Here is a 21,076-nt window from a genome sequence, read left to right as displayed (position 1 = left end):
AATTCAGGGTTCGATGTACCTTGAGGTGTGCTGACGATCGCCTCCGAGGTCGAGGTCCTCGCGCGCTTCGGCCGCGCTCTGGCCGACCCGATCCGCTGCCGTGTCCTGATCGCGCTGCGTCAGGCCCCCGCCCACCCCGCCGAGCTGGCCGAACGGCTCGGCGTCTCCCGCACCCGGCTGAGCAACCACCTGGCGTGCCTGCGTGACTGCGGCCTGGTGGTCGCGGTGCCGGTCGGCCGCCGCACCCGCTACGAACTGGCCGACGAACGGCTCGGCCACGCGCTGGACCACCTGCGCGCCTCGGTGGTCGCGGTGGCCGGGGAGCGCACCTGCGCCGAGGACGAGGAGAAGGGCTGCTGCCGGTGAGCGCGGTCCTGCCCGTCCCCGCCCCCGCCGCGCGCCGTGCGGTGCTCAGGCGGCGGATCCGGCTGCTGGTGGCCGCGACGATCACCTACAACGTGGTCGAGGCGGTGGTCGCGGTCACCGCGGGAACAATCGCCTCCTCCGCGGCACTGGTCGGCTTTGGTCTCGACTCCGTCGTCGAGGTCGCCTCGGCCGCGGCCGTCGCCTGGCAGTTCTCCGCCGCCGACCACGAGCGCAGGGAGCGGGCCGCGCTGCGCGTCATCGCGCTCTCCTTCTTCGCGCTCGCCGCCTACGTCACGGCCGACGCCGTACGCGCCCTGCTGGGGGCCGGGGAGGCCAAGCACTCGACGACGGGCCTCGTGCTGGCCGCGCTCTCCCTGGTGATCATGCCGCTGCTGTCCCTGGCGCAGCGGCGGGCCGGGCGTGAGCTGGGCTCGGCCTCGGCGGTCGCCGACTCCAGGCAGACCCTGCTGTGCACCTACCTGTCGGCGGTGCTGCTGGCCGGGCTGGCGCTCAACGGCCTGTTCGGCTGGTCCTGGGCCGACCCGGCCGCCGCGCTGGTCATCGCCGCCGTCGCGGTCAGGGAGGGGCTTCAGGCGTGGCGCGGGGACGTCTGCTGTGCCGTACCTCTCGGTGCGGAGGCTGAGTCAGACGCTGGGGGTACGGCGTGCGGTGACGGGTGCTGCCCGCCCGCTCAGCCGGGCAGGGGCTGAGCCGAGGGCTCTCTTGGCGGCCGGTTGACGGCGCGGTGTCTGCGGACCGCGTCGCGGTTGGCGCATAGCTGGGAGCAGTAACGCCGCCGCCCCGTGCGGGAGGTGTCAGCAAAAATCATGACACATTCGGTCACGGCGCATCGTCGTAGTCGGTGCATGCCCCTCCCCGCCAGGTGCAGCGCGGTGCCCACGGAGATGAGCGCGGCGAGCATGGCGCCGAGTGACTGCCGGTCGTCTCGGTAGTGCAGGTGCCAGCCGTCGCCCGCGTGGTCGGTCAGCCGGGGGTGGGCGGTGGCGTCGGCCAGCATGCGGTTGACCAGCTCGGCGCGCTCACGCTCGCCGACGGCGTCCACGACCCGCTCCCAGGCCACGATCACGGCCAGGGTCCTGCTCAGGTCCTCCGGCACGACGGGCCGTTCGAGCACGAGTCCGGCGGCGACACAGCGTTCCGCGAGCTCCTCCGCGGTGGCCGGAGGCCGGTTGGCCAGGTCCGCCGCCAGGTTCACGGCGTCCGTACCGTAAGGGTTGAGATGCATAAGACCATTACATCAGGCTGGCCCGCATGACACAGCACACCGGCGTACGGCGGGCCGTACCGGACGACGTGGTGGAACTCGTCCGTCTGCGGGCGTCGCTCTTCGAGACCCTCGGCGGCGACTTCTTCGATCCCTCCCCACAGGACGGGCGCTGGCGCGGGGCCTTCACCGAGGTCCTGGGGGAGCGGCTGACGGCCGACGATACCCGGGTCCTGGTCGTGGACGGCGAGGAGGGCCTGGCCGCCTGCGGCATCGGCACCGTCGACCAGTGGTTTCCCGGCCCGCACTCGCGCAACGGCAGGATCGGGCACGTGATCGGCGTGGTGACGGACCCGGCGTACCGGCGCCGGGGGCACAGCCGGGCGATCATGCGGGACCTGCTCGACTGGTTCAGGGAGCGCGACGTCGTCAGGGTTGACCTGTACGCCTCCCCGGCGGGCGAGCCGCTCTACCGGGAACTCGGCTTCTCCGACCATCCCGACCCCGCCCTGTGCTGGCGCCCGTGAGGGGCCCTGCTCGGTGACTCCGGCTCCCTGAGCGGGGCCACGGCTTATCGAGGTGGTCAGCCATTGGGATTTATGGCGGTTTTTCCCCGCAGATCTGCGCGGTCCTCGGTCAAGTGGACACTTCGTCCGCTTATCGCTATGGTGATTAAGCGGACGGGATGTCCGCTTTAAAAATCGAGGATTGGAGAGCCGTGAGCCACCTGCTGCACCTGGACGCCAGCGCCCGTCGTGAGTCCTTCTCGCGCACCCTGTCGGGGATCTACGCCGCCGCGTGGCGCGAGGCCAACCCCGAGGGCGAGTACACCTACCGGGACCTGGCCGCCAACCCCGTCCCGCACATCGGGCAGGCCTGGACCGAACTGTGCGACCGCGTCCTGGCCGGTCAGATCACCGACATCGGCCGCTACCACGAGGTGGTGAGCACCCCGGAGCAGGCCGAGGCCTGGGCGGTGCTCGAACCGCTGCTCGACGAGCTGGTCGCCGCGGACGTCGTGCTGATCGGCACGCCGATGTACAACTTCTCCATCCCCTCGTCGCTGAAGGCCTGGATCGACCAGGTGACCTTCCCCAAGATGAAGCTGACGGGCAGGAGGTTTGTGGTCACCAGCGCGCGGGGTGGCGCCTACGGCCCCGGCACCCCCAGGGAGCCCGTCGACCACCAGGAGCGCTACCTGCGTGACTTCTTCCTCGGGCACTTCGCCGTCGAGGACGTCACGTTCGTCCATGCCGAGATGGTCAACTCCCTGGTGGACCCGGCCCTGGCCGACCGGCGGGCTGTACACGAGCAGTCCTACGCCGCGGCGCGGGAGGAGGCGGGAAAGGTGGCTCTGCGATGAGCTGGATCCTGCTCGTCGCGGCCGGGCTGGTGGAGATCGCCTGGTCGCAGAGCATCAAGCCGACCGAGGGCTTCACCCGGCCGCTGCCCACGCTGGTCTGCTTCCTGCTCGGGGCGCTGGCGGTGTGGCTGCTGTCGAAGGCCATGCAGCAGGGACTGCCCGTCGGCACCGCCTACGCCGTCTTCACCGGCATCGGCGCCGTCGGCGCGATCACCCTCGGGATCGTGCTGCACGGCGACCCCGTGGGGGTGGGACGGGTCGCGGCCCTGGCGCTGATCGTCGGCGGGGTCGTGCTGGCCAGGGCACTGGCCTGAGCCCTTCCCCCGCACGCGAAAGGGGCGCCGTGGACAAAATCCACGGCGCCCCTTTCGGTGTGTCTAGCTGGCCCAGTCGAGCAGCGGGCGGGTGTTGCTCGGGTGCCGCAGCTTGGACAGGGACTCCTTCTCGAGCTGGCGGATGCGCTCACGCGTCAGCCCGAGATGCTTGCCGATCTCGTCGAGGGTGTGGGGCTTGCCGTCCACGAGGCCGAAGCGCAGGGCCATGATCTTGGCCTCCCTCGGGGAGAGGTTGCCCAGCACGCCGCGTAGCTGCTCGCCGAGCAGCTGGCGGTCGACCACCTCCGACGCCTCGGGCGAGTCGACGTCCTCGATGAGGTCACCGATGGTGGTCTCACCGTCGTCGCCGATGGTCGCGTTGAGGCTTATCGGCTGGCGGCTGGTGCGCAGCAGCTCCTCGATCTGGTCGGGAGTCTTGTCCAGCTCGACCGCCAACTCCTCGGGGGTGGGTTCCCGGCCGAGACGCTGGTGCATGTCACGCTCGACGCGCGACAGCTTGGAGAGCATCTCCAGCACGTGCACCGGCAGGCGGATGGTGCGCGCCGAGTCGGCGAAGCCCCGCTGGATGGCCTGGCGGATCCACCACATGGCGTAGGTGGAGAACTTGTAGCCCTTGGTGTAGTCGAACTTCTCCACCGCGCGGATCAGGCCCAGGTTGCCCTCCTGGACCACGTCCAGCAGCGCCATGCCCCGGTCGGTGTACTTCTTGGCGACCGAGACGACCAGGCGGAGGTTGGCCTCCAGCATGTGGTCCTTGGCGCGGCGGCCGTCCTCGGCGATCCACTCCAGGTCGTCGCGCATGGCGGCGGGCAGACCGGGCTCGGCCTCCAGCTTGGACTCGGCGTACAGTCCGGCCTCGATCCGCTTGGCCAGCTCGACCTCCTGGGCGGCGGTGAGCAGGGTGCGCCTGCCGATCGACTTGAGGTAGGTGTGGACCGAGTCGCCCATGACCGAGGACTGGTCGTCCAGGTCCATGGTCTGCTCGGCCTCGATCTCCGCCTCCTCGGCGGGGGACCACTCCTCGTCGATCTCCGGCTCGGCCTCGGCCTGGACCGGCGCCGCGGCCTCCTTGGGCTCCTTGGCCTTCTTGGCGGGCGCGGCCTTCGCCTTGCGGGTGGTGGCGCGGCGGCCGGTGGCCTTCCTGGACGCGCTGGTGAGCGCGGGCTCGTCCTCGGCCGCCAGGATGACGCCCGACTCGGTCAGCTCCCGCAGGATCGACCGGCCCTCCGTGGGACTGATCCCGGACTCCGCGAAGGCATGACGCAGCTCCGCGAGTGAAAGGTGACCCTGGACTCGCCCTCGGTCAAGGAGTTGCTCAAGGGGCGTCGGGGCCTCCGATGAGGTCGCCACGGCGGTTTGGGGCATGAGGACACCTCCTCCATCACGGAGTCGTCTGCTTACAGGTTGTCGGGTGGGGCGGCCTCGGGGCCGCTCAGCGCACCAGTACCAATAACCCCAGTCAAGAACTTTATGTTCCCGACTTGACGGGGAAAATAAGATGGGTGGTCGCTCTGAGGCGTTCCGCCCCTTGTCAGGCGTGGTCAGGAGCTAGTCGATTCCCTTGATCCGGTTCTCCGAGGGCCCCGCCGGATCGTTGGCCTCGGGCATGGGGAAGGGGTCCGCCTTCTGCAGACGCTGCTCGGTCCAGTAGGTCGTGACGGACCCCGGGTCGGGGTTGACGTCCCTGGAGACCACGGACCTGTCCGGCGTGGACGGCTGCTCCGAGGGCGGCGCGACGTCGTCCTGCGGCTGCTGGACGGCCGACGGCGTGTCCGGCTGTACGGCGGGCACCGGGGCGGCCTCCTCGACCACCGGGACCTTCTCCGCCCGGCCCGCGGAGGCGGCGGCCGTCACGGAGATGCCCCCCGCGAGGACCAGACCGACGACTCCTGCGGAGACCCACGTCTTGCGGGTGATGCGCATCGGCTCGTCCTTTCTGCCTCGGCTGTCTGTTTGACGTGCCGGGTTCCCTCACGGTTCCCGATCACGACCATAACGGAGGGCGGCGAGATTCGGCTTGCCATTGGGCAAAAGTGGTATTTCGGACAGCACAATCAGCTCGGCGGGGGCCGCGCACGCGGGAAGCCGCTCCTTGACGAAGGACCGCAGCTCGGCCAGGGACGGCGGGGCGGGGGAGACGACGACGGCCACGACCCGCTCGCCCCACTCGGGGTCGGGGCGGCCGACCACGACGGCGTCGGTGATCGCAGGGTGCTCCGCCACGGCGGCGGCGGCCACGGCGGCCACCACCTTCTCGCCCCCGGTGTTGATGACGTCGTCGCTGCGGCCCAGCACGCGCAGCCCCCGGCCGTCCAGGACGCCGAGGTCGGAGGTGACGAACCAGTCGCCGTCCAGGGCGGCGGCGGTCAGGTCGGGGCGCAGCCGGTAGCCGGAGAACAGCACGGGCCCGGCGACGCGGATCCGCCCGTCGTCACCGATCTTCAGATCTACATTGTAAAGGGGGGCGCCGTCGTAGACGCACCCGCCGCAGGTCTCGCTCATGCCGTAGCTGGTCACCACCCGCGCACCGGCGGCCTCGGCCGCCGCGACCAGCCCCGGGGGCGGCGCCGCGCCGCCCAGCAGGATCGTGTCGAAGACCGACAGGTCGGCGCCGAGCAACCGGCGCAGTTGCGTCGGCACCAGCGAGACGTGCCGGGCGCCGCTGGCGAGCACGGCCTCGGGGGAGAAGCCCTCGTGCACGATCGGCTCCGTCCCGGTGACCAGCGACCTGACGAGGACCTGGAGACCCGAGACGTGGGAGGGCGGCAGGCAGCAGAGCCAGCGCTCGCCGGGGCCCGCGCCGAGACGGCGCAGCGAGGCCGCGGCCGAGGCGCGCAGGGCGGTGGCGGACAGTTGAACCCCCTTCGGGGGGCCGGTGGTGCCGCTGGTGGCGATGACGACGGCCACCTCTTCGGGAACCCCAACGCCGGGCTCGTGCCGTACACCGTTGACGTGGGTGGGGCGCAGCGTCTCCAGGGTGGTGCGCAGGGCGGCGGGGGGCAGGGCGGGGGACAGGGGGAGCACGGCGGGGCCGCCGTCGAGCGCGGCGCCGACGGCCTCGAACAGCTCGGGTCCGGGGGGGAGAACGAGCGCGTGCAGCTCCCGCGGCCCGGAGGGCGACTCCACGTGCACAGGACCGTTCATCACAGTCGTAAGGTTAGTGCCGGGAAAACGACGGGAGCCGGGCAGCACCCCGGCGAGGCGGAAGGGACGCGGTCATCGTGAGCACGGAGCGGGCGGAGCCTGGCACGGACGAGCGGGTGGCGGGCGAGGTCAGGCCCTTGCCGGAGAGCGTCCAGGTGCGCGCCGCCGACTGGAAGCGCTCGGGTGACTACGAGGACATCGTCTACGAGACCGCCGAGGGCATCGCGAAGATCACGATCAACCGGCCCGAGCGGCACAACGCCTTCCGCCCCACGACGCTCTTCGAGCTCAGGGACGCCTTCAACATCGCCCAGGAGGACGCGGAGATCGGTGTGATCATTCTCACCGGCGCGGGCGACCGGGCCTTCTGCTCGGGCGGCGACCAGAAGATCCGCGGTGACGACGGCTACGTCGACAAGTCGACCCCGCACGTGGGCAGGCTGAACGTGCTGGACCTGCAGGTGCAGATCCGCCGCTGCCCCAAGCCGGTCATCGCGATGATCGCCGGTTACGCCATCGGCGGCGGACACGTGCTGCACGTCTGCTGCGACCTGTCCATCGCGGCGGAGAACGCGGTCTTCGGCCAGACCGGGCCCAAGGTCGGCTCCTTCGACGGGGGCTACGGGTCCTGGCTGCTCGCCGAGACCGTCGGCCTGAAGCGGGCCCGTGAGATCTGGTACCTGTGCCGTCAGTACGACGCCGCGACCGCCCTCAACTGGGGCCTGGTCAACACGGTCGTCCCCCTTGAGCGCCTTGAGGAGGAGACGGTCACCTGGGCCAGGGAGATGCTGGAGAAGTCGCCGCTGGCCCTGCGCATGCTGAAGGGCGCGCTGAACGCGGTCACCGACGGCGCCGCGGGTATGCAGCAGTTCGCCGGTGACGCGACCCTGCTCTACTACATGAGCGAGGAGGCGCAGGAGGGCCGCGACGCCTTCAAGGAGAAGCGCGTCCCCGACTTCGGCAAGTTCCCGCGCAGGCCCTGAGGGCGACGACTCCGACGATGAGGCGAATCCGGCCCGTCCCGGCAGCGCGCCACCTCGGCGCGGTGGGGACGGCGCCGGTCCGTCACCTGTCGTGCCCGGGTTTTCGGGCGCGACTTTTTCCGGCTTTTCACGATTTTTGGGCACGACGACGACCAGAGGAGGCAGTGCGGTGAACCCCGCCACCGCGCTCGCGACCGTGCTGGTCGACGAACTCGTACGCTGCGGCCTCACCGAGGTGGTGCTCGCCCCGGGCTCCCGCTCGGCCCCGCTCGCGCTGGCCGCGCACGCCGACAGCCGCGTACGGCTGCACGTGCGCATCGACGAGCGCTCCGCCGCGTTCCTGGCGCTCGGCCTGGCCAGGCGCACCGGGCGGCCGGTCGCGCTGATGTGCACCTCGGGCACCGCGGCGGCCAACTTCCACCCCGCGGTCGTCGAGGCGCACGAGTCGGGGATACCGCTGCTGCTGCTCACCGCCGACCGGCCGCCCGAGCTGCGTGACACCGGCGCCAGCCAGACCATCGACCAGATCAAGATGTACGGCACCGCGGTCCGCTGGTTCAGCGAGGTCGGCGTCCCCGAGGACCGGCCAGGGCAGGTCGCCTACTGGCGGTCCCTGGTCTGCCGCGCCTACCAGCGCTCGCTCGGCCCGGCCGACCCCGGCCCGGTCCACCTCAACCTCGCCTTCCGTGAGCCGCTCGTCCCGGACGGCGACGCCTCCTGGTGCGAGCCCCTCGACGGCGACGCCAACGGGCCGTGGGTGCGTACCAGGGTCGCGCCCCCCGCCTCCGCGCTGCACCTGCCGCCGACCCGCAGGGGCGTGCTCGTCGTCGGGGACGGCGCCGCCAACATGCGCAGATACGTGGCGGCGGCGGGCATGGCCGGGTGGCCGGTCCTGTCGGAGCCGACCGGCGGCGCCCGCTACGGCGACCACGCGGTCTCGACCTACCACTTCCTGCTGGGCGCCCCCGAGTTCGCCGACCGGCACCGCCCGGACGTGGTGGTCACCCTGGGGCGTCCCGGTCTGTCCAGGCCGCTGCTGAACTGGCTGAGATACGCCGAGGAGCACATCGTCGTCGCCCCCGACCTGACCCGCTGGCCCGACCCGACCCGGTCCGCGACCCAGGTGGCGCAGGCTGTCGAGATCCCGGTCGCGGCGGGCGACGACGAGTGGCTGCGCTCGTGGCGGCGCGCGGACGCCGCGGCCAGGGTGGCGATCGACGAGGTGCTCGACGCGGGCGGGCTCAGCGAACCGCGCCTGGCCAGGGACCTGGCCGAGCAACTTCCCAACGGGGCGCTGCTGTTCTCCGGCTCGTCCATGCCGATCCGCGACCTCGACCAGGCGATGCGCCCCAGGCGGGGGCTGCGGATCCTGTCCAACCGGGGCGCGGCGGGCATCGACGGCGTGGTGTCCTCCGCGATGGGGGCCGCGCTGGCGCACAACGGCCCCTCCTACGCGCTGATGGGCGACCTGACGTTCCTGCACGACCAGAACGGGCTGATCCTCGGCCCCCGCGAGCCCCGCCCCGACCTGTGCCTGGTCGTGGTGAACAACGACGGGGGCGGGATCTTCTCGCTGCTGCCCCAGGCGGCGCTGCGCGACCCGTTCGAACGGGTCTTCGGCACCTCGCACGGGGTCGACCTGGCCCACGTCGCGGCCTCGACCGGCACGCCGTACACCTTCGTGGGGGAGGCCGAGCAACTGCCGAAGGCGTTGCGCGGGGAGGGGGTGCGCATCGTCGAGGTCCACACCGACCGGGAGCCGAACGCGGTGCTGCACGCCGTGATGCGCGACGCGGCCCACACCGCGATCCGCGGCGCCCTGTGACGGGGAGGATCCGGCCGGACGACGCAATAGGGTAACGGGCATGCATGTCGACGAGTGGCTCCAGGCGATCCCCGCGGTGTGGATCTGTGTCCTGGTCGGTCTGGTGATCGGGATCGAGAGCCTGGGCATCCCGCTGCCCGGCGAGATCGTCCTGGTCAGCTCCGCGCTGCTGGCGGCCAAGGGCGTGGTCGACCCGCTGTGGGTCGGCGTCTGCGCCAGCGTCGGCGCGATCGTCGGCGACTCGATCGGCTACGCCGTGGGCCGCAGGGGCGGCAAACCCATGTTCGACCGGCTCGGCCGCAGGTTCCCCAAGCACTTCGGGTCCGAGCACATCGGCAGGGCCGAGCGTTACTTCCACCGCTACGGCATGTGGACCGTCTTCCTCGGCAGGTTCGTCGCGCTGCTGCGCATCCTCGCGGGGCCGCTGGCCGGGGCGCTGCGGATGCCGTACTGGAGGTTCCTGGTCGCCAACGTGCTCGGCGGGATCGTCTGGGCGGGCGGCACCACCGCGGTGATCTACTACCTGGGCATCGCCGCCGAGCGGTGGCTGCGGGGCTTCTCCTGGGTCGCACTGGTCATCGCGCTGCTGTTCGGGATCGCGACCACGCTGTTCCTCAGGCGCAGGGCCGCCAGGATGGCCGCCGAGGAGTCCGCCCAGGAGGAGCAGGAGGGCAGGCCGGTCGGCGCGGGCTGATCCGCTACCAGACCTGGGGATGTGCGCAGGGCCGCCGACGGTCACGCTGAGTTGGTACGGACTCACCGTGAAGGGGGGCGGCATGCTATCCGACCAGACCTTGACCGGCTACGAGCCGGTAGCCACATACGGCCGTTACGAGGAGGCCCAGCGGGCCGTCGACTACCTCTCCGACCAGCGCTTTCCCGTCCAGCACGCGATGATCGTGGGGATGGACCTGCGGATGGTCGAGAAGGTGCTCGGGCGGCTGACCTACCTGCGCGCCGCCGGGATGGGCGCGGCGACAGGTGCCTGGATCGGACTGCTGATCGGCCTGTTCTTCGCGATCTTCACCCCCGGCAGGTTCCCCTGGATCCTGGTGCTGTGGAGCGTGATCTGGGGTGTGGTCGCCGGAGCCATCTTCGGGCTCATCGCCCACGCCTTCACCGGCGGCAAGAGGGACTTCCTGTCCTCCAGCGCCATCGTCGCCAACCGGTACGAGCTGCGGGTGACGACGCCCCAGGCCGCCGAGGCCCGCAGGCTGCTCGAGACCGGCATACCTCAGCACACCTAGCGCCTGTTCCGGTGGACCCCCCGTCAGATCTGAGGATGCGGCTCCACGCGCGCAGTACGGCCGTCGCGGGAGGCCCAGAAGGAGATCAGCATGGCTAAAGCAGTCGGGATCGACCTGGGGACGACCAACTCGGTGATCGCCACCATGGAGGGCGACAAGCCCACGGTGATCCCCAACGCCGAGGGGTCGCGCACGACCCCGTCGGTCGTCGCCTTCACCGAGGACGGCGAGCGCCTGGTCGGGCAGTTGGCCCGCCGCCAGGCGATCCTCAACCCGAAGGGGACGATCTACTCGGCCAAGCGCTTCATCGGCCGCCGCTACGACGAGGTCAGCTCCGAGATGCACGCCGTCTCCTTCGACGTGGTGCCGGGGCCGGACGACGCGGTCCGCTTCGACGTGCGCGGCAAGATGTACGCTCCCGAGGAGATCTCCGCCCTGGTGCTGCGCAAGCTCGTCGACGACGCCTCCAAGTTCCTCGGGGAGAAGGTCACCGAGGCGGTCATCACGGTGCCCGCCTACTTCAACGACTCCCAGCGGCAGGCGACCAAGGACGCGGGGAAGATCGCCGGCCTTGAGGTGCTGCGGATCATCAACGAGCCGACCGCCGCGGCCCTGGCCTACGGGCTCGACCGCAAGGAGAACGAGACGGTTCTCGTCTTCGACCTGGGCGGCGGAACGTTCGACGTCAGCATCCTGACCATCGGGGACGGCGTCGTCGAGGTCCGCTCGACCGCGGGCGACACCCATCTCGGCGGTGACGACTTCGACCGGCGCATCGTGGACTACCTGGCCGACGAGTTCCAGCGGGACACCGGCGTCGACCTGCGCACCGACCCGCAGGCGCTGCAGCGGCTCTTCGAGGCCGCGGAGAAGGCCAAGGTCGAGCTGTCCTCGGTCTCCCAGACGCAGATCAACCTGCCCTTCATCACGGCAGACGCCTCCGGCCCCAAGCACCTCAACACCACGCTCCGGCGGGCGACGTTCGAGGACATCACCTCCGACCTGCTGGAACGCTGCAAGGGACCGGTCGAGCAGGCCATGGCCGACGCGCGGCTGAGCACCGGGGACATCGACGAGGTGATCCTGGTCGGCGGATCCACCAGGATGCCCGCCGTACAGAACCTGGTGCGCAGGATGACCGGCGGCAAGGAACCGAACATGACGGTCAACCCCGACGAGGTCGTCGCGCTCGGCGCGGCGGTCCAGGCGGCCGTCATCAAGGGCGAGCTGAAGGACGTCGTCCTGCTCGACGTGACGCCCCTGTCGCTGGGCATCGAGACCCTCGGCGGCATCATGACGAAGGTCATCGACCGCAACACGACGATCCCCGCCCGCCGTTCCGAGGTGTTCAGCACCGCGGAGGACAACCAGAACGCCGTGGACGTCGTGGTGCTGCAGGGCGAGCGCGAACGCGCCGGGGACAACCGGGTGCTCGGCCGCTTCAGGCTGGAGAACATCAGGCCCGCGCCGCGTGGCGTGCCCCAGGTGGACGTCACCTTCGACGTCGACGCCAACGGCATCCTGAACGTCTCGGCCAAGGACAAGGACACCGGCGCCGAGCAGCGCATCACCATCAGCGAGAGCTCGACCCTCGACAAGGGCGAGGTCGAGCGGATGGTCGCCGACGCCGAGCGGCACCGGGAGGAGGACCTGCGGCTGCGGGAGGTCGTGGACGCGCGCAACGAGCTGGACAGCGTCGCCTACCAGGTGGAGCGGCGCCTCTCCGAGCTGGGCGAGGGGGTCCCGGTCCACGAGAAGGCACGGGCCGAGATGCTCGTCTCCGACGCCAGGGAGACGGTCAGGCAGCAGGAGACGCCGCTCGACCGGCTGCGCTCGCTGACCGGTGAACTGCAGCAGGTCTACCAGAGTCTGGGTACGGCCTCGGCCGGTGGTTCCGGCGCCCCGGGCGGTCCGGGTGGCCAGGGTGGTCCGGGTGGCCAGGGCGGCGGCAGGGACGACGACGTCATCGACGCGGAGTTCACGACCGATGAGTGAGGCTCCCCGCGACGACGAGGCCGGTACGGCCCGGCCGGACGCCGAGCCGGACACCGCGGAGCTCCAGGAGCGGGTCACCGAGCTGCAGGACCAGGTGACCGAGCTCCAGGACCGGTGGCGGCGCGCCCTGGCCGACCTCGACAACCTGCGCAAACGGGTCAGCCGTGACGCGGCCAGGGTGCGGGAGGAGGAACGGGCCAGGGCGGCGACCGAGTGGCTGCCGGTGCTGGACAACCTGGAACGCGCCCTCGAACACGCCGGGACCGACCCCTCCTCCATCGCGGAGGGGCTGCGGGCGATCCACGAGCAGGCCCTCGACGTGCTGGCCCGCCTGGGCTACCCGCGCCGCGACGACACCGGGACGAAGTTCGACCCGGCCAGGCACGAGGCGGTCGGCGTGCTCAGCCAGGAGGACACGCCCGACGGAACCGTCCTGCACGTGGTGCAGCCCGCCTACGGGGACGGTGAACGACAACTACGGCCCGCGCTGGTCGTCGTTTCCAAGGCGGAATGATGCCATCAGCCCGGGACTTCTACGAGATCCTCGGCCTGCAGCGCAACGCGAGCCAGGAGGACATCCAGCGCGCCTACCGCAAGCTCGCGCGGGCCAACCACCCCGACGTCAACAAGGACCCGGAGGCCGAGGACCGCTTCAAGGACATCTCGGAGGCCTACAGCGTCCTGTCCGACCCCAAGACCCGGCGCCGCTACGACGCCTTCGGCCCCGACTTCCGTCAGGTGCCCGAGGACGTGGACCCCGAGACCTGGGCCCGCGCCAAGGCCGGACGGGGCCGTGGCGCCCGGGGCAGCTCGGGGTTCGGGGGCGGCTTCGGGGAGGGCATCGACATCGACGACCTGCTCGAAGGGCTCTTCTCCGGCAGGACGGGCGGCGCGGGCCGTACGGGACCCGGCTGGGGTCCCATCCCCGGCGCCGACCAGGAGGCCGAGATCGAGCTGAGCGTCGAGGACGCCTACCGGGGAGGTCGTAGGACCCTCACCGTGGGGGGTCGCAGGATCGAGGTCAGGATCCCCGCGGGCGTGACCGACGGCCAGCGGATCCGCCTGGCGGGCCAGGGAGGCAGGGGCGGAGACGGGGCACCGTCCGGCGACCTCTACCTGGTCGTCAGGATCGCGCCGCACCCCCGCTACCGGGTCGAGGGACGCGACATCCACATCCGGCTGCCGATCACGCCCTGGGAGGGGGCGCTCGGCGCGACCGTCGCCGTCGAGACACCGGGCGGCGAGACCAAGGTCAAGGTGCCGCCGGGCACGTCGAGCGGACGGCGGCTGCGGCTGCGCGGCCGGGGCATGCCCAGCGCGCGGGCAGGGGCGGGCGACCTGTTCGCCGAGATCCAGATCATGGTGCCACCCCACCCGACCGACGAGGAGAAACGCCTGTTCGAACAGCTCGCGACGGTCTCGGCGTTCGACCCGAGGAGGCGGTGATGCCCTACGCCCTGACCAGGCCACGGCGCCTGGACATCGAGTCGTTCGCCCGCGCGACGGGCACGCACCCCGAGCTGGTGCGGCGCCTGGTCGTCCTCGGCGTGCTCGACGCGCAGCGGGACGCGGCGGGAGAGCTGTGGTTCACCGTCTCCCAACTCCCGGCCATGGCCAGGGTCCAGCGGCTGCGCGCCGGGTTCGCCCTCAACTACGCGGCCCTCGGCCTGGTGGTCGACCTTCTGGACCGCATCGCCGAGCTGGAGAGCGTCACGCGTGGGCGCCCCCGCATCCCAGGAGGACCGAAGTGGACGTCAACCAGCTGACGCAGAAGTCGCAGGAGGCGCTGCACGACGCGCAGACCAAGGCCCTTCGCCACGGGCACACCGACATCGACGGTGAGCACCTGCTGATGGCGCTGCTCGAACAGCCGGACGGGCTGATCCCCCGGCTGCTCACCCGCTCGGCCGTCGACACCGAACGGCTCAGCGCCGACCTGGAGGCCGCACTCGAACGGATGCCCAGGGTCAGCGGACCCGGCGTCGAACCAGGCCAGGTCCGGGTGACCCAGCGCCTGTCCCGGCTGCTGGAGACGGCCAAACGGGAGGCCGACCGGCTCAAAGACGAGTACGTCTCGGTCGAACACCTGCTCGTCTCCCTGATCGAGGAGGGCGAGGCGACCCCCGCAGGACGGCTGCTGCGCCAGCAGGGGCTGACCAGGGACGCCTTCCTGCAGGCGCTCACCGCGATCCGCGGCAACCAGCGCGTCACCTCGGCGATGCCCGAGGTCTCCTACGAGGCGCTGAGCAAGTACGGGCGGGACCTGGTCGCCGACGCCGCCGCGGGCAGACTCGACCCGGTCGTCGGCCGCGACGCCGAGATCCGCCGCGTCATCCAGATCCTGTCCCGCAAGAGCAAGAACAACCCGGTGCTGGTCGGCGACCCCGGAGTCGGCAAGACCGCCATCGTCGAGGGACTCGCCCAGCGGATCAGCAACGGCGACGTGCCCGAGGGCCTGAAGGACAAGATCGTGTTCAGCCTCGACATGGGCGCCCTGGTCGCCGGGGCGAAGTACCGGGGAGAGTTCGAGGAACGCCTCAAGGCCGTGCTCACCGAGGTCGTGGCCGCCGAGGGCCGGATCCTGCTGTTCGTGGACGAGCTGCACACGGTCGTCGGCGCGGGCGCCGCCGAGGGCGCCATGGACGCCGGCAACATGCTCAAGCCCATGCTGGCCCGTGGCGAGCTGCACATGATCGGCGCGACGACGCTTGAGGAGTACCGCAAGCACATCGAGAAGGACGCCGCCCTCGAACGCCGCTTCCAGCCCGTCATGGTGGACGAGCCCTCCGTCGAGGACGCCATCTCGATCCTGCGCGGCCTGCGCGAGCGGCTTGAGGTCTTCCACGGCGTGACGATCCAGGACGCCGCGCTGGTGGCCTCCGTGGTGCTGAGCCACCGCTACATCTCCGACCGCTTCCTGCCGGACAAGGCCATCGACCTGGTGGACGAGGCCTGCGCGATGCTCAGGACCGAGATCGACTCCATGCCCGCCGAACTCGACGAGCTCACCCGCAAGGTGATGCGCCTGGAGATCGAGGAGGCCGCGCTGGGCAAGGAGAAGGACCAGCAGAGCCTGAACCGCCTTGAGGAGCTGCGCAGGGAGCTGTCCGACCTGCGGGCCGAGGCCGACGCCATGCGCGCCCAGTGGGAGTCCGAGCGGCGCACGCTGCGCGGCGTCCAGAGCCTGCGCGAGGAGCTGGAGACCGTACGCGCCGAAGCCGACCGGGCCGAGCGCGACTACGACCTCAACCGCGCCGCCGAACTGCGCCACGGCAAGCTGCCCGACCTGGAGCGGCGGCTGAAGTCCGAGGAGGAGCGCCTGCACGCCAAGCAGGGGGTGACCAGGCTGCTGCGCGAGGTGGTCACCGAGGAGGAGATCGCGCTGATCGTCTCCCGGTGGACGGGCATCCCGGTGAGCCGCCTGCAGGAGGGGGAGCGCGAGAAGCTCCTGACCCTGGACGACGTCCTGCACGAGCGGGTGATCGGCCAGGACGAGGCCGTGCAGACGGTCGCCGACGCCATCATCAGGGCCCGCTCGGGGATCAAGGACCCGCGCCGCCCGATCGGGTCGTTCATCTTCCTCGGGCCGACCGGCGTCGGCAAGACCGAGCTGGCCAAGGCGCTGGCCGCGGCGTTGTTCGACACCGAGGACAACCTGATCCGCATCGACATGAGCGAGTACCAGGAGCGGCACACCGTCAGCCGCCTCGTCGGGGCCCCGCCCGGCTACGTGGGCTACGAGGAGGGTGGCCAGCTCACCGAGGCCGTACGGCGCAAGCCGTACTCGGTGGTGCTCTTCGACGAGATCGAGAAGGCGCACGCCGACGTGTTCAACACGCTGCTGCAGGTCCTCGACGACGGGCGGCTCACCGACGCCCAGGGCAGGACCGTCGACTTCCGCAACACCGTGCTGATCATGACCTCCAACATCGGCTCGGTCTACCTGCTTGAGGGCGTCACCTCCAGCGGGGAGATCAAGCAGGAGACTCAGGAACTGGTCATGGCGGAGCTTCGCTCGCACTTCCGCCCCGAGTTCCTCAACCGCGTCGACGACATCGTGATCTTCAAGCCGCTCACTGAGGAGGAGATCGAACGCATCGTGGGCCTGATGTTCGGCGACCTGCGCAAACGGCTCGGCGAGCGGGGCATCCGCCTTGAGGTCTCCGACGAGGCCACGCGATACATCGCCGAGCGGGGCTACGACCCGGTGTACGGCGCCCGCCCCCTGCGGCGCTTCATCGCCAAGGAGGTCGAGACCCGCATCGGCCGAGCCCTCCTCCTCGGCGACGCCCACGAGGGAGCGGTCATCCGAATCGGTGTGACCGAGGGAGAACTGGTGGTCACCGTCATCGAGGCCACCGAAACAGCCGAGGTGGCCTAACCGGTGCTGAAGAGTTTGGGGTACCGGTGCCGTGCGTGAGGAGTGTCGGCTTGGGCGCCGTCGGTGCTTGGACTGAGGAGCGAAGGAGCGCCAGCGGATGAGCGACGAGGGAAAGCACCGACCCGCAGGCGCCCAAGCCCGCGACGCCGCCAGGCGGCGCAAAAAGGCAGGGCAGCGGAGGAACGACGAGGGAAGTCACCGACTTGGGGCGCCCAAGCCCGCGGCGCCGCCAGGCGCCGCAAATAAGCACAGCAGGCGTCGCAAAAGAGGCACAACTAGAGCCCGTCCCGACCAATGGCCAGCCTCGTCAGTTCAACACGTGAGTGAATGTCCAGCTTGCGGAAGATCTGCCGCAGGTGGAAGGCGACCGTGTGTTCGCTGATGAACATCTGTTCGGCGGCCTGGCGGTTGGTCAGTCCCTCGGCGACCAGGCCGCAGACGGCGAGTTCGGTGCCGGTCAGGCTGTCCCAGCCGGAGACGGGGTGGTCGGTGGTGACCCAGTGGCGGCGGCGTTCCCCGAGGGCGCGCAGCCTGCCGCGTACCCGTGCCGCGTCGCGCAGCGCCCCCACCTCGTCGTAGCGGGAGAGCGCGTCGTCGAAGGCCCGTACGGCCAGCTCGCGGCAGCCGTGGTCGGCGCCGAGCAGCACCCCGAGGTCCTCGGCGGCCGAGGCTCCCGCCCAGGGGTCGGTGTGTTCGTCGGCGGCCCGGCTGAGGGCGTGGCGGTCGCGTTCGCGCAGGCCCCTGGCGTGCACGGCGGAGACGGCGGGGTTGGGCAGGCCGGGGTTGCGGCTGGCGATGTCGTCGGCGGCGCCGACCACGGCGTCGGCCCTGCGCGTGTCGTCGACGGCCATGGCCACCCGCACCAGCCAGGCGGCCGCGGCGGGTTCGCTGGTCAGCGCCCCGGTGTGCCGGGGCAGCGCGTCGTAGACCCGGCCGAGGGAGCTCATGCCGCTCACGGCCCCGTCCAGGGCCTCGCTTATGCGTCCCGCGGCCAGTTCAGAGCGCAGCCGCGTGTACGGCGGGGCGTCCCGTGTTCCCCGCGCAAGCTCGCTCTCCAGGCACCTGATCGCCCTGGGCAGGTCGCCGGCCCGCAGGGACGCGGTGCCGAGCACCGACAGCGCGGAGGAGGTCAGGGCGGGCACGCGTAGCGCCTCTGCGGCGGTCAGGCCGGTCTCCGCCCGCGCGATCGCGCTACCGGACCGTCCTGCCGCGAGGTCGAGGCGGGCGCGCAGCAGCGGGATCTCCACGGCCCACTCGGGGTGGCGGGCGGCCTGCGCCTCCGCGTCCGCCGTGACGGCCTCGGCCTCGTCGAGCAGCCACAGGTCGATGAGCATCGTGGCCAGTACGGCCCGCGGCCCGGGGTGGTGCCCGGTGCCCGGTCGTTCGACGGCCTCGCGGGCCAGGTCGAGGCCGTGGGTGAGGCGGCCCTCGTCCCAGGCCAGCAGGGCGGGCAGCATCAGCGTCTCCGCGGTGGTGCCGCCGTTGACCCGGTCCGTCCGGTGGCCGTTGGTGGCGGTGGAGGGCAGGGACCGTTCGATCTGGCCGTGCAGCGCGCGCCGTACGGGGGCGGGGACCGTCTCGACGACCGAGCGCCACAGCAGCTCGTGGCGGAAGGCCAGCTCGTCGGGGGTGGCGACGAGCACGCCCGCGGCCAGTGCCTCCTCAAGGGCGGGCAGCAGGGCGGCGGGGGTCTCGCCGAGCATCTCGGCGGCGTAGGCGGGGGAGAAGGAACGGCCGAGTACGGCCGCGGCCTCAAGCAGGTGCCTGGTCCTGGTGCTGACCTCGTCGAGGCGCCGCCGTACCGCGGTGTGGACGCGGCGGGGCAGTATGGGCGGCGTGGTGCCGGTCAGCCTGGCCAGGCCACCCTCGACCTTGACCGCGTCCTCCTCGCACAGCCCGGTGAGCAGCTCGACGAGCAGGAACGGGTTTCCCCCCGCCTGCGCCGCCAGCGCCGTCAGCTCCTCGTCGGGGGGCGCTCCGAGCGTGTCGGCGGCCACCTGGGCCACCGCCCGCCCGCACAGGGGGCGCAGCGTGACCGTCGTGGCCCCCTCGTGGCGCAGCAGGTCGAACAGGCGGGCGTCGTCGGTGCCCTCGGTGGGGCGGCGGGCCAGCAGCCAGGTCAGGGGCAGGCCGGTCAGCTGGGCGGGCAGGGCGCGCAATGCCATGAGTGTGGCGGGGTCGGCCCACTGCAGGTCGTCGAGGGTCACCAGCAGCGGCCCCCGCTCGGCGCGCCGTTCGAGGGCGGCCCGCACCTGCCCGGCCAGCCACATCAGCAGGCTCGGCCCGTCGGGCATGGCGTTCCTGGTGACGGCGGCGGCCGAGGGCGACTCGTCGAGGGCCGACAGTAGCGGCCCGAGCGGGGTCAGCCTGCCCAGCACGTCGGCCCTGCCGGCGGCGACGGCCGTCCCCGCGCGGGACGCGGCGGTGCGCGCCTCGGCGAGCAGGAGGCTCTTTCCCGCCCCCGGCTCGCCTTCGACGAGGATCACGTGGCCCGGGGCGCCCGCGGTCTCCAGCAGCCGCAGGACCGTCGCCCACTCAGGGGCCCGGCCGCGCATCGTCCTGTCCGAGATCCGAGATCATATAGACGATTTTCTACCCAATGTCCATTTTCATCATGCCCTCGGGAGGCGAAACGGCTCGTCAAGAGAGGTTCAGAGTTGGGGGTGGATCCGCGGAACCACCCGGTTGCCGCATATCGCCTCCGGCGTGCGAACGGGCGTAGTAGCCTGCCTTCGACACCCCGGCAAAACGTCATCCACCTCGCATGTTCCGGTATTACCTATTGATCCTGTAGGAAAAGGGGGTAAACTGGTGGTCCCCCGCACGAAGGAGCCGCCATGAGCCCGGAACCTGGGACTGAGAGCCCCTTGCGCGCGGCGATCGAGGCCGCGCGGTGGATCCGCTCCGCGGCGGTGGACGACGAGCGGGGACGCCACTGGAAGGCCAACCCCGACCCGCGCGGCAAGGCGGCCCTGCCCGGTCAGCCGCTCTCGCTGTACTCGGGGGCCGCGGGCATCGTCCTGTTCTTCCTCGAACTGGCCGCCGCGACCGGCGACGACGACTACCTCGAAGACGCCACGGCCGGAGCCCGCTACCTGGCGGCCACCTGGCGCGAGCAGGCCGACCTGTCCCTGCACCACGGCCTGGCCGGAGTGATGTTCGCCCTGGCGGAGGCCGGATGGGCCGTGGGGGAGGAGTCCTTCGAGGCCGAGGCGGTCGCGGTCGCCGACCACGTCGTGCGCAGCGCCCGCTCCATCGACGGGGGCCTCGGCTGGACGGGCGACCCGGCCCAGCGCGGGGACGGCGGCATCATTCTGGCCCTGCTGCACGCCTCCGGCATCCTGGGCGTGCCCGCCTACCAGGAGGTCGCCGTCGAGGCGGGCACCCGCATCGCCGCGCTCGCCGTACCCGGCCACCGGTTCGGGCACGGAGCCTGCGGCGACCTGCCGCTCGACGCCGTCACCCCGGGCTTCCTGTCCGGCACCGCGGGCACCGCCTTCCTGCTGGCCCGCCTCTACGGCCTGACCGGGGAGGCCCGCTTCCTCGGCGCCGCCCGCAGGGGAGCCGACTTCGTCCGGGCCGTCAGCGCCGTCTCCGAGCGGTGCGCGCTGGTCCCGCACCACATCCCGCAGGGGCGCGACCTGCACTACCTCGGCTTCTGCTCGGGCTCGGCCGGGGTGGCGCGGATGTTCTACGAGCTGTACCGGGTCGCGGGCGACGCCGGGGACCTCGACTGGGTCGAGCGGCTGGCCAGGGGCATCGTCCGCAGCGGCGTCCCCGGCCGCCAGACCGAGGGCTACTGGAACGTGGCCTGCCAGTGCTGCGGCACCGCGGGCCTGGTCGAGCTGTTCGTCGGCCTCTGGGCGGCGACGGGCCGCCCCGCCCACCTGGAGTTCGCCTGCGAGCTCGGCGACAACCTCATCGGCAGGGCCGCGGGGCACGACGGCCGTGGATCGCGCTGGTACCAGGCCTACCGCAGGCTGCGGCCCTGGGAGGTCACCGCGGACACCGGCTACATGATCGGCGCGGCGGGGATCGGCGCCGCGCTGCTCCACCTGGACGCGACCGCGCGTCCGGAGGCGGTGCGCAGGCTCGTCCTGCCGCCGGACAACCCGTTCCCCGCCATCCCGTTTCCCGCGACGTCGCTGCGTAGGCCCTGACGGACGAGCACATGGCGGCTCTTCGCCTACCCTTCGACACGGGTCCGGGCCC

Annotated in this window: 20 protein-coding genes; 15 read left to right on the top strand and 5 right to left on the bottom strand. The window is 71.6% G+C overall.

What is annotated here, in order from left to right; all coding sequences use genetic code 11:
- Positions 1–27: 27 nt before the first annotated feature.
- Positions 28–366 carry an ArsR/SmtB family transcription factor gene (locus FHS44_RS11055; RefSeq protein ID WP_184713876.1) on the top strand — a complete coding sequence of 113 codons (339 nt, stop codon included), beginning with the start codon at positions 28–30 and terminating at the stop codon, positions 364–366.
- Positions 363–1,076: a cation efflux transmembrane domain-containing protein gene (locus FHS44_RS11050; protein ID WP_184713875.1), complete on the top strand. Its 714-nt coding sequence runs from the start codon at positions 363–365 to the stop codon at positions 1,074–1,076. The genes FHS44_RS11055 and FHS44_RS11050 overlap by 4 nt, the downstream gene beginning before the upstream one ends.
- On the opposite strand, the gene FHS44_RS11045 is transcribed toward FHS44_RS11050, so the two are convergent.
- Complete coding sequence (locus FHS44_RS11045) at positions 1,058–1,612, bottom strand: CGNR zinc finger domain-containing protein (RefSeq protein ID WP_184713874.1); 555 nt, start codon at positions 1,610–1,612, stop codon at positions 1,058–1,060. The two genes, FHS44_RS11050 and FHS44_RS11045, sit on opposite strands and share 19 nt — an antisense overlap.
- Positions 1,613–1,638: 26 nt before the next feature.
- On the opposite strand from FHS44_RS11045, the gene FHS44_RS11040 reads away from it, so the two are divergent.
- From FHS44_RS11040 to FHS44_RS11030, 3 genes are all read left to right on the top strand, one after another.
- Positions 1,639–2,118 carry a GNAT family N-acetyltransferase gene (locus FHS44_RS11040; protein ID WP_184713873.1) on the top strand — a complete coding sequence of 160 codons (480 nt, stop codon included), beginning with the start codon at positions 1,639–1,641 and terminating at the stop codon, positions 2,116–2,118.
- 191 nt (positions 2,119–2,309) lie between these two features.
- Positions 2,310–2,954, top strand: a complete 645-nt coding sequence (locus FHS44_RS11035) for an FMN-dependent NADH-azoreductase (RefSeq protein ID WP_184713872.1) — start codon at positions 2,310–2,312, stop codon at positions 2,952–2,954.
- Complete coding sequence (locus FHS44_RS11030; protein WP_184713871.1) at positions 2,951–3,268, top strand: DMT family transporter; 318 nt, start codon at positions 2,951–2,953, stop codon at positions 3,266–3,268. Before FHS44_RS11035 ends, FHS44_RS11030 begins: the two co-directional genes overlap by 4 nt.
- 63 nt (positions 3,269–3,331) lie before the next feature.
- On the opposite strand, the gene FHS44_RS11025 is transcribed toward FHS44_RS11030, so the two are convergent.
- The 3 genes from FHS44_RS11025 to FHS44_RS11015 form a co-directional block, all read right to left on the bottom strand.
- The gene (locus FHS44_RS11025) at positions 3,332–4,654 is read right to left on the bottom strand and encodes an RNA polymerase sigma factor (protein WP_184713870.1); all 1,323 of its coding nucleotides are present in this window, start codon (positions 4,652–4,654) and stop codon (positions 3,332–3,334) included.
- A gap of 183 nt (positions 4,655–4,837) precedes the next feature.
- Positions 4,838–5,212: a superantigen-like protein SSL4 gene (locus FHS44_RS11020; protein ID WP_184713869.1), complete on the bottom strand. Its 375-nt coding sequence runs from the start codon at positions 5,210–5,212 to the stop codon at positions 4,838–4,840.
- Between the two features lie 48 nt (positions 5,213–5,260).
- Positions 5,261–6,433: an AMP-binding protein gene (locus tag FHS44_RS11015; RefSeq protein WP_184715211.1), complete on the bottom strand. Its 1,173-nt coding sequence runs from the start codon at positions 6,431–6,433 to the stop codon at positions 5,261–5,263.
- A 155-nt stretch (positions 6,434–6,588) separates the two neighbouring features.
- Here FHS44_RS11015 and menB point away from each other — a divergent pair, with 155 nt between their 5' ends.
- The 9 genes from menB to clpB all read left to right on the top strand — a co-directional run bounded on the left by menB (position 6,589) and on the right by clpB (position 16,864).
- Positions 6,589–7,416: a 1,4-dihydroxy-2-naphthoyl-CoA synthase gene (gene menB / locus FHS44_RS11010; protein ID WP_184715209.1), complete on the top strand. Its 828-nt coding sequence runs from the start codon at positions 6,589–6,591 to the stop codon at positions 7,414–7,416.
- 169 nt (positions 7,417–7,585) lie between these two features.
- Positions 7,586–9,241: a 2-succinyl-5-enolpyruvyl-6-hydroxy-3-cyclohexene-1-carboxylic-acid synthase gene (gene menD, locus FHS44_RS11005; protein ID WP_184713868.1), complete on the top strand. Its 1,656-nt coding sequence runs from the start codon at positions 7,586–7,588 to the stop codon at positions 9,239–9,241.
- Positions 9,242–9,281: 40 nt separating this feature from the next.
- Positions 9,282–9,935, top strand: a complete 654-nt coding sequence (locus FHS44_RS11000) for a DedA family protein (protein ID WP_184713867.1) — start codon at positions 9,282–9,284, stop codon at positions 9,933–9,935.
- 82 nt (positions 9,936–10,017) lie between these two features.
- Positions 10,018–10,488, top strand: coding sequence for a YflT domain-containing protein (locus FHS44_RS10995; protein WP_221460652.1), 471 nt, complete (start codon positions 10,018–10,020; stop codon positions 10,486–10,488).
- Between the two features lie 90 nt (positions 10,489–10,578).
- Entirely contained in the window at positions 10,579–12,483 is a 1,905-nt protein-coding gene (gene dnaK, locus FHS44_RS10990) for a molecular chaperone DnaK (RefSeq protein WP_184713866.1), read from the top strand.
- On the top strand, positions 12,476–12,997 hold the full coding sequence (locus FHS44_RS10985) for a nucleotide exchange factor GrpE (RefSeq protein WP_184713865.1): 522 nt from the start codon (positions 12,476–12,478) through the stop codon (positions 12,995–12,997). The genes dnaK and FHS44_RS10985 overlap by 8 nt, the downstream gene beginning before the upstream one ends.
- The gene (locus tag FHS44_RS10980; protein ID WP_184713864.1) at positions 12,994–13,929 is read left to right on the top strand and encodes a DnaJ C-terminal domain-containing protein; all 936 of its coding nucleotides are present in this window, start codon (positions 12,994–12,996) and stop codon (positions 13,927–13,929) included. Before FHS44_RS10985 ends, FHS44_RS10980 begins: the two co-directional genes overlap by 4 nt.
- Positions 13,929–14,249 carry a chaperone modulator CbpM gene (locus FHS44_RS10975; RefSeq protein WP_184713863.1) on the top strand — a complete coding sequence of 107 codons (321 nt, stop codon included), beginning with the start codon at positions 13,929–13,931 and terminating at the stop codon, positions 14,247–14,249. The genes FHS44_RS10980 and FHS44_RS10975 overlap by 1 nt, the downstream gene beginning before the upstream one ends.
- A complete protein-coding gene (clpB, locus tag FHS44_RS10970; protein ID WP_184713862.1) occupies positions 14,231–16,864 on the top strand; it encodes an ATP-dependent chaperone ClpB in 2,634 nt (877 codons plus the stop codon). Before FHS44_RS10975 ends, clpB begins: the two co-directional genes overlap by 19 nt.
- 275 nt (positions 16,865–17,139) lie before the next feature.
- Here the strand turns inward: clpB and FHS44_RS10965 are convergent, their stop codons facing one another.
- Positions 17,140–19,419 (bottom strand): helix-turn-helix transcriptional regulator, encoded by a 2,280-nt coding sequence (locus tag FHS44_RS10965; protein ID WP_184713861.1) that lies wholly within the window; start codon positions 19,417–19,419, stop codon positions 17,140–17,142.
- A 282-nt stretch (positions 19,420–19,701) separates the two neighbouring features.
- On the opposite strand from FHS44_RS10965, the gene FHS44_RS10960 reads away from it, so the two are divergent.
- Positions 19,702–21,024: a lanthionine synthetase LanC family protein gene (locus tag FHS44_RS10960; protein ID WP_184713860.1), complete on the top strand. Its 1,323-nt coding sequence runs from the start codon at positions 19,702–19,704 to the stop codon at positions 21,022–21,024.
- The last annotated feature ends 52 nt before the right edge of the window (positions 21,025–21,076 follow it).

Origin of the sequence: Streptosporangium saharense, from assembly GCF_014203715.1 — a bacterium.
GTDB lineage: Bacteria > Actinomycetota > Actinomycetes > Streptosporangiales > Streptosporangiaceae > Streptosporangium > Streptosporangium saharense.
This window is presented reverse-complemented; position numbering and strand designations above follow the sequence as displayed.

Coding starts and splice junctions, on each gene's coding strand:
- FHS44_RS11045 (WP_184713874.1), bottom strand. CDS start 1,612: ATGCATCTCAACCCTTACGGTACGGACGCCGTGAACCTGGCGGCGGAC.
- FHS44_RS11040 (WP_184713873.1), top strand. CDS start 1,639: ATGACACAGCACACCGGCGTACGGCGGGCCGTACCGGACGACGTGGTG.
- FHS44_RS11030 (WP_184713871.1), top strand. CDS start 2,951: ATGAGCTGGATCCTGCTCGTCGCGGCCGGGCTGGTGGAGATCGCCTGG.
- FHS44_RS11025 (WP_184713870.1), bottom strand. CDS start 4,654: ATGCCCCAAACCGCCGTGGCGACCTCATCGGAGGCCCCGACGCCCCTT.
- FHS44_RS11020 (WP_184713869.1), bottom strand. CDS start 5,212: ATGCGCATCACCCGCAAGACGTGGGTCTCCGCAGGAGTCGTCGGTCTG.
- FHS44_RS11015 (WP_184715211.1), bottom strand. CDS start 6,433: ATGAACGGTCCTGTGCACGTGGAGTCGCCCTCCGGGCCGCGGGAGCTG.
- FHS44_RS11000 (WP_184713867.1), top strand. CDS start 9,282: ATGCATGTCGACGAGTGGCTCCAGGCGATCCCCGCGGTGTGGATCTGT.
- FHS44_RS10995 (WP_221460652.1), top strand. CDS start 10,018: ATGCTATCCGACCAGACCTTGACCGGCTACGAGCCGGTAGCCACATAC.
- dnaK (WP_184713866.1), top strand. CDS start 10,579: ATGGCTAAAGCAGTCGGGATCGACCTGGGGACGACCAACTCGGTGATC.
- FHS44_RS10985 (WP_184713865.1), top strand. CDS start 12,476: ATGAGTGAGGCTCCCCGCGACGACGAGGCCGGTACGGCCCGGCCGGAC.
- FHS44_RS10980 (WP_184713864.1), top strand. CDS start 12,994: ATGATGCCATCAGCCCGGGACTTCTACGAGATCCTCGGCCTGCAGCGC.
- FHS44_RS10975 (WP_184713863.1), top strand. CDS start 13,929: ATGCCCTACGCCCTGACCAGGCCACGGCGCCTGGACATCGAGTCGTTC.
- FHS44_RS10965 (WP_184713861.1), bottom strand. CDS start 19,419: ATGCGCGGCCGGGCCCCTGAGTGGGCGACGGTCCTGCGGCTGCTGGAG.
- FHS44_RS10960 (WP_184713860.1), top strand. CDS start 19,702: ATGAGCCCGGAACCTGGGACTGAGAGCCCCTTGCGCGCGGCGATCGAG.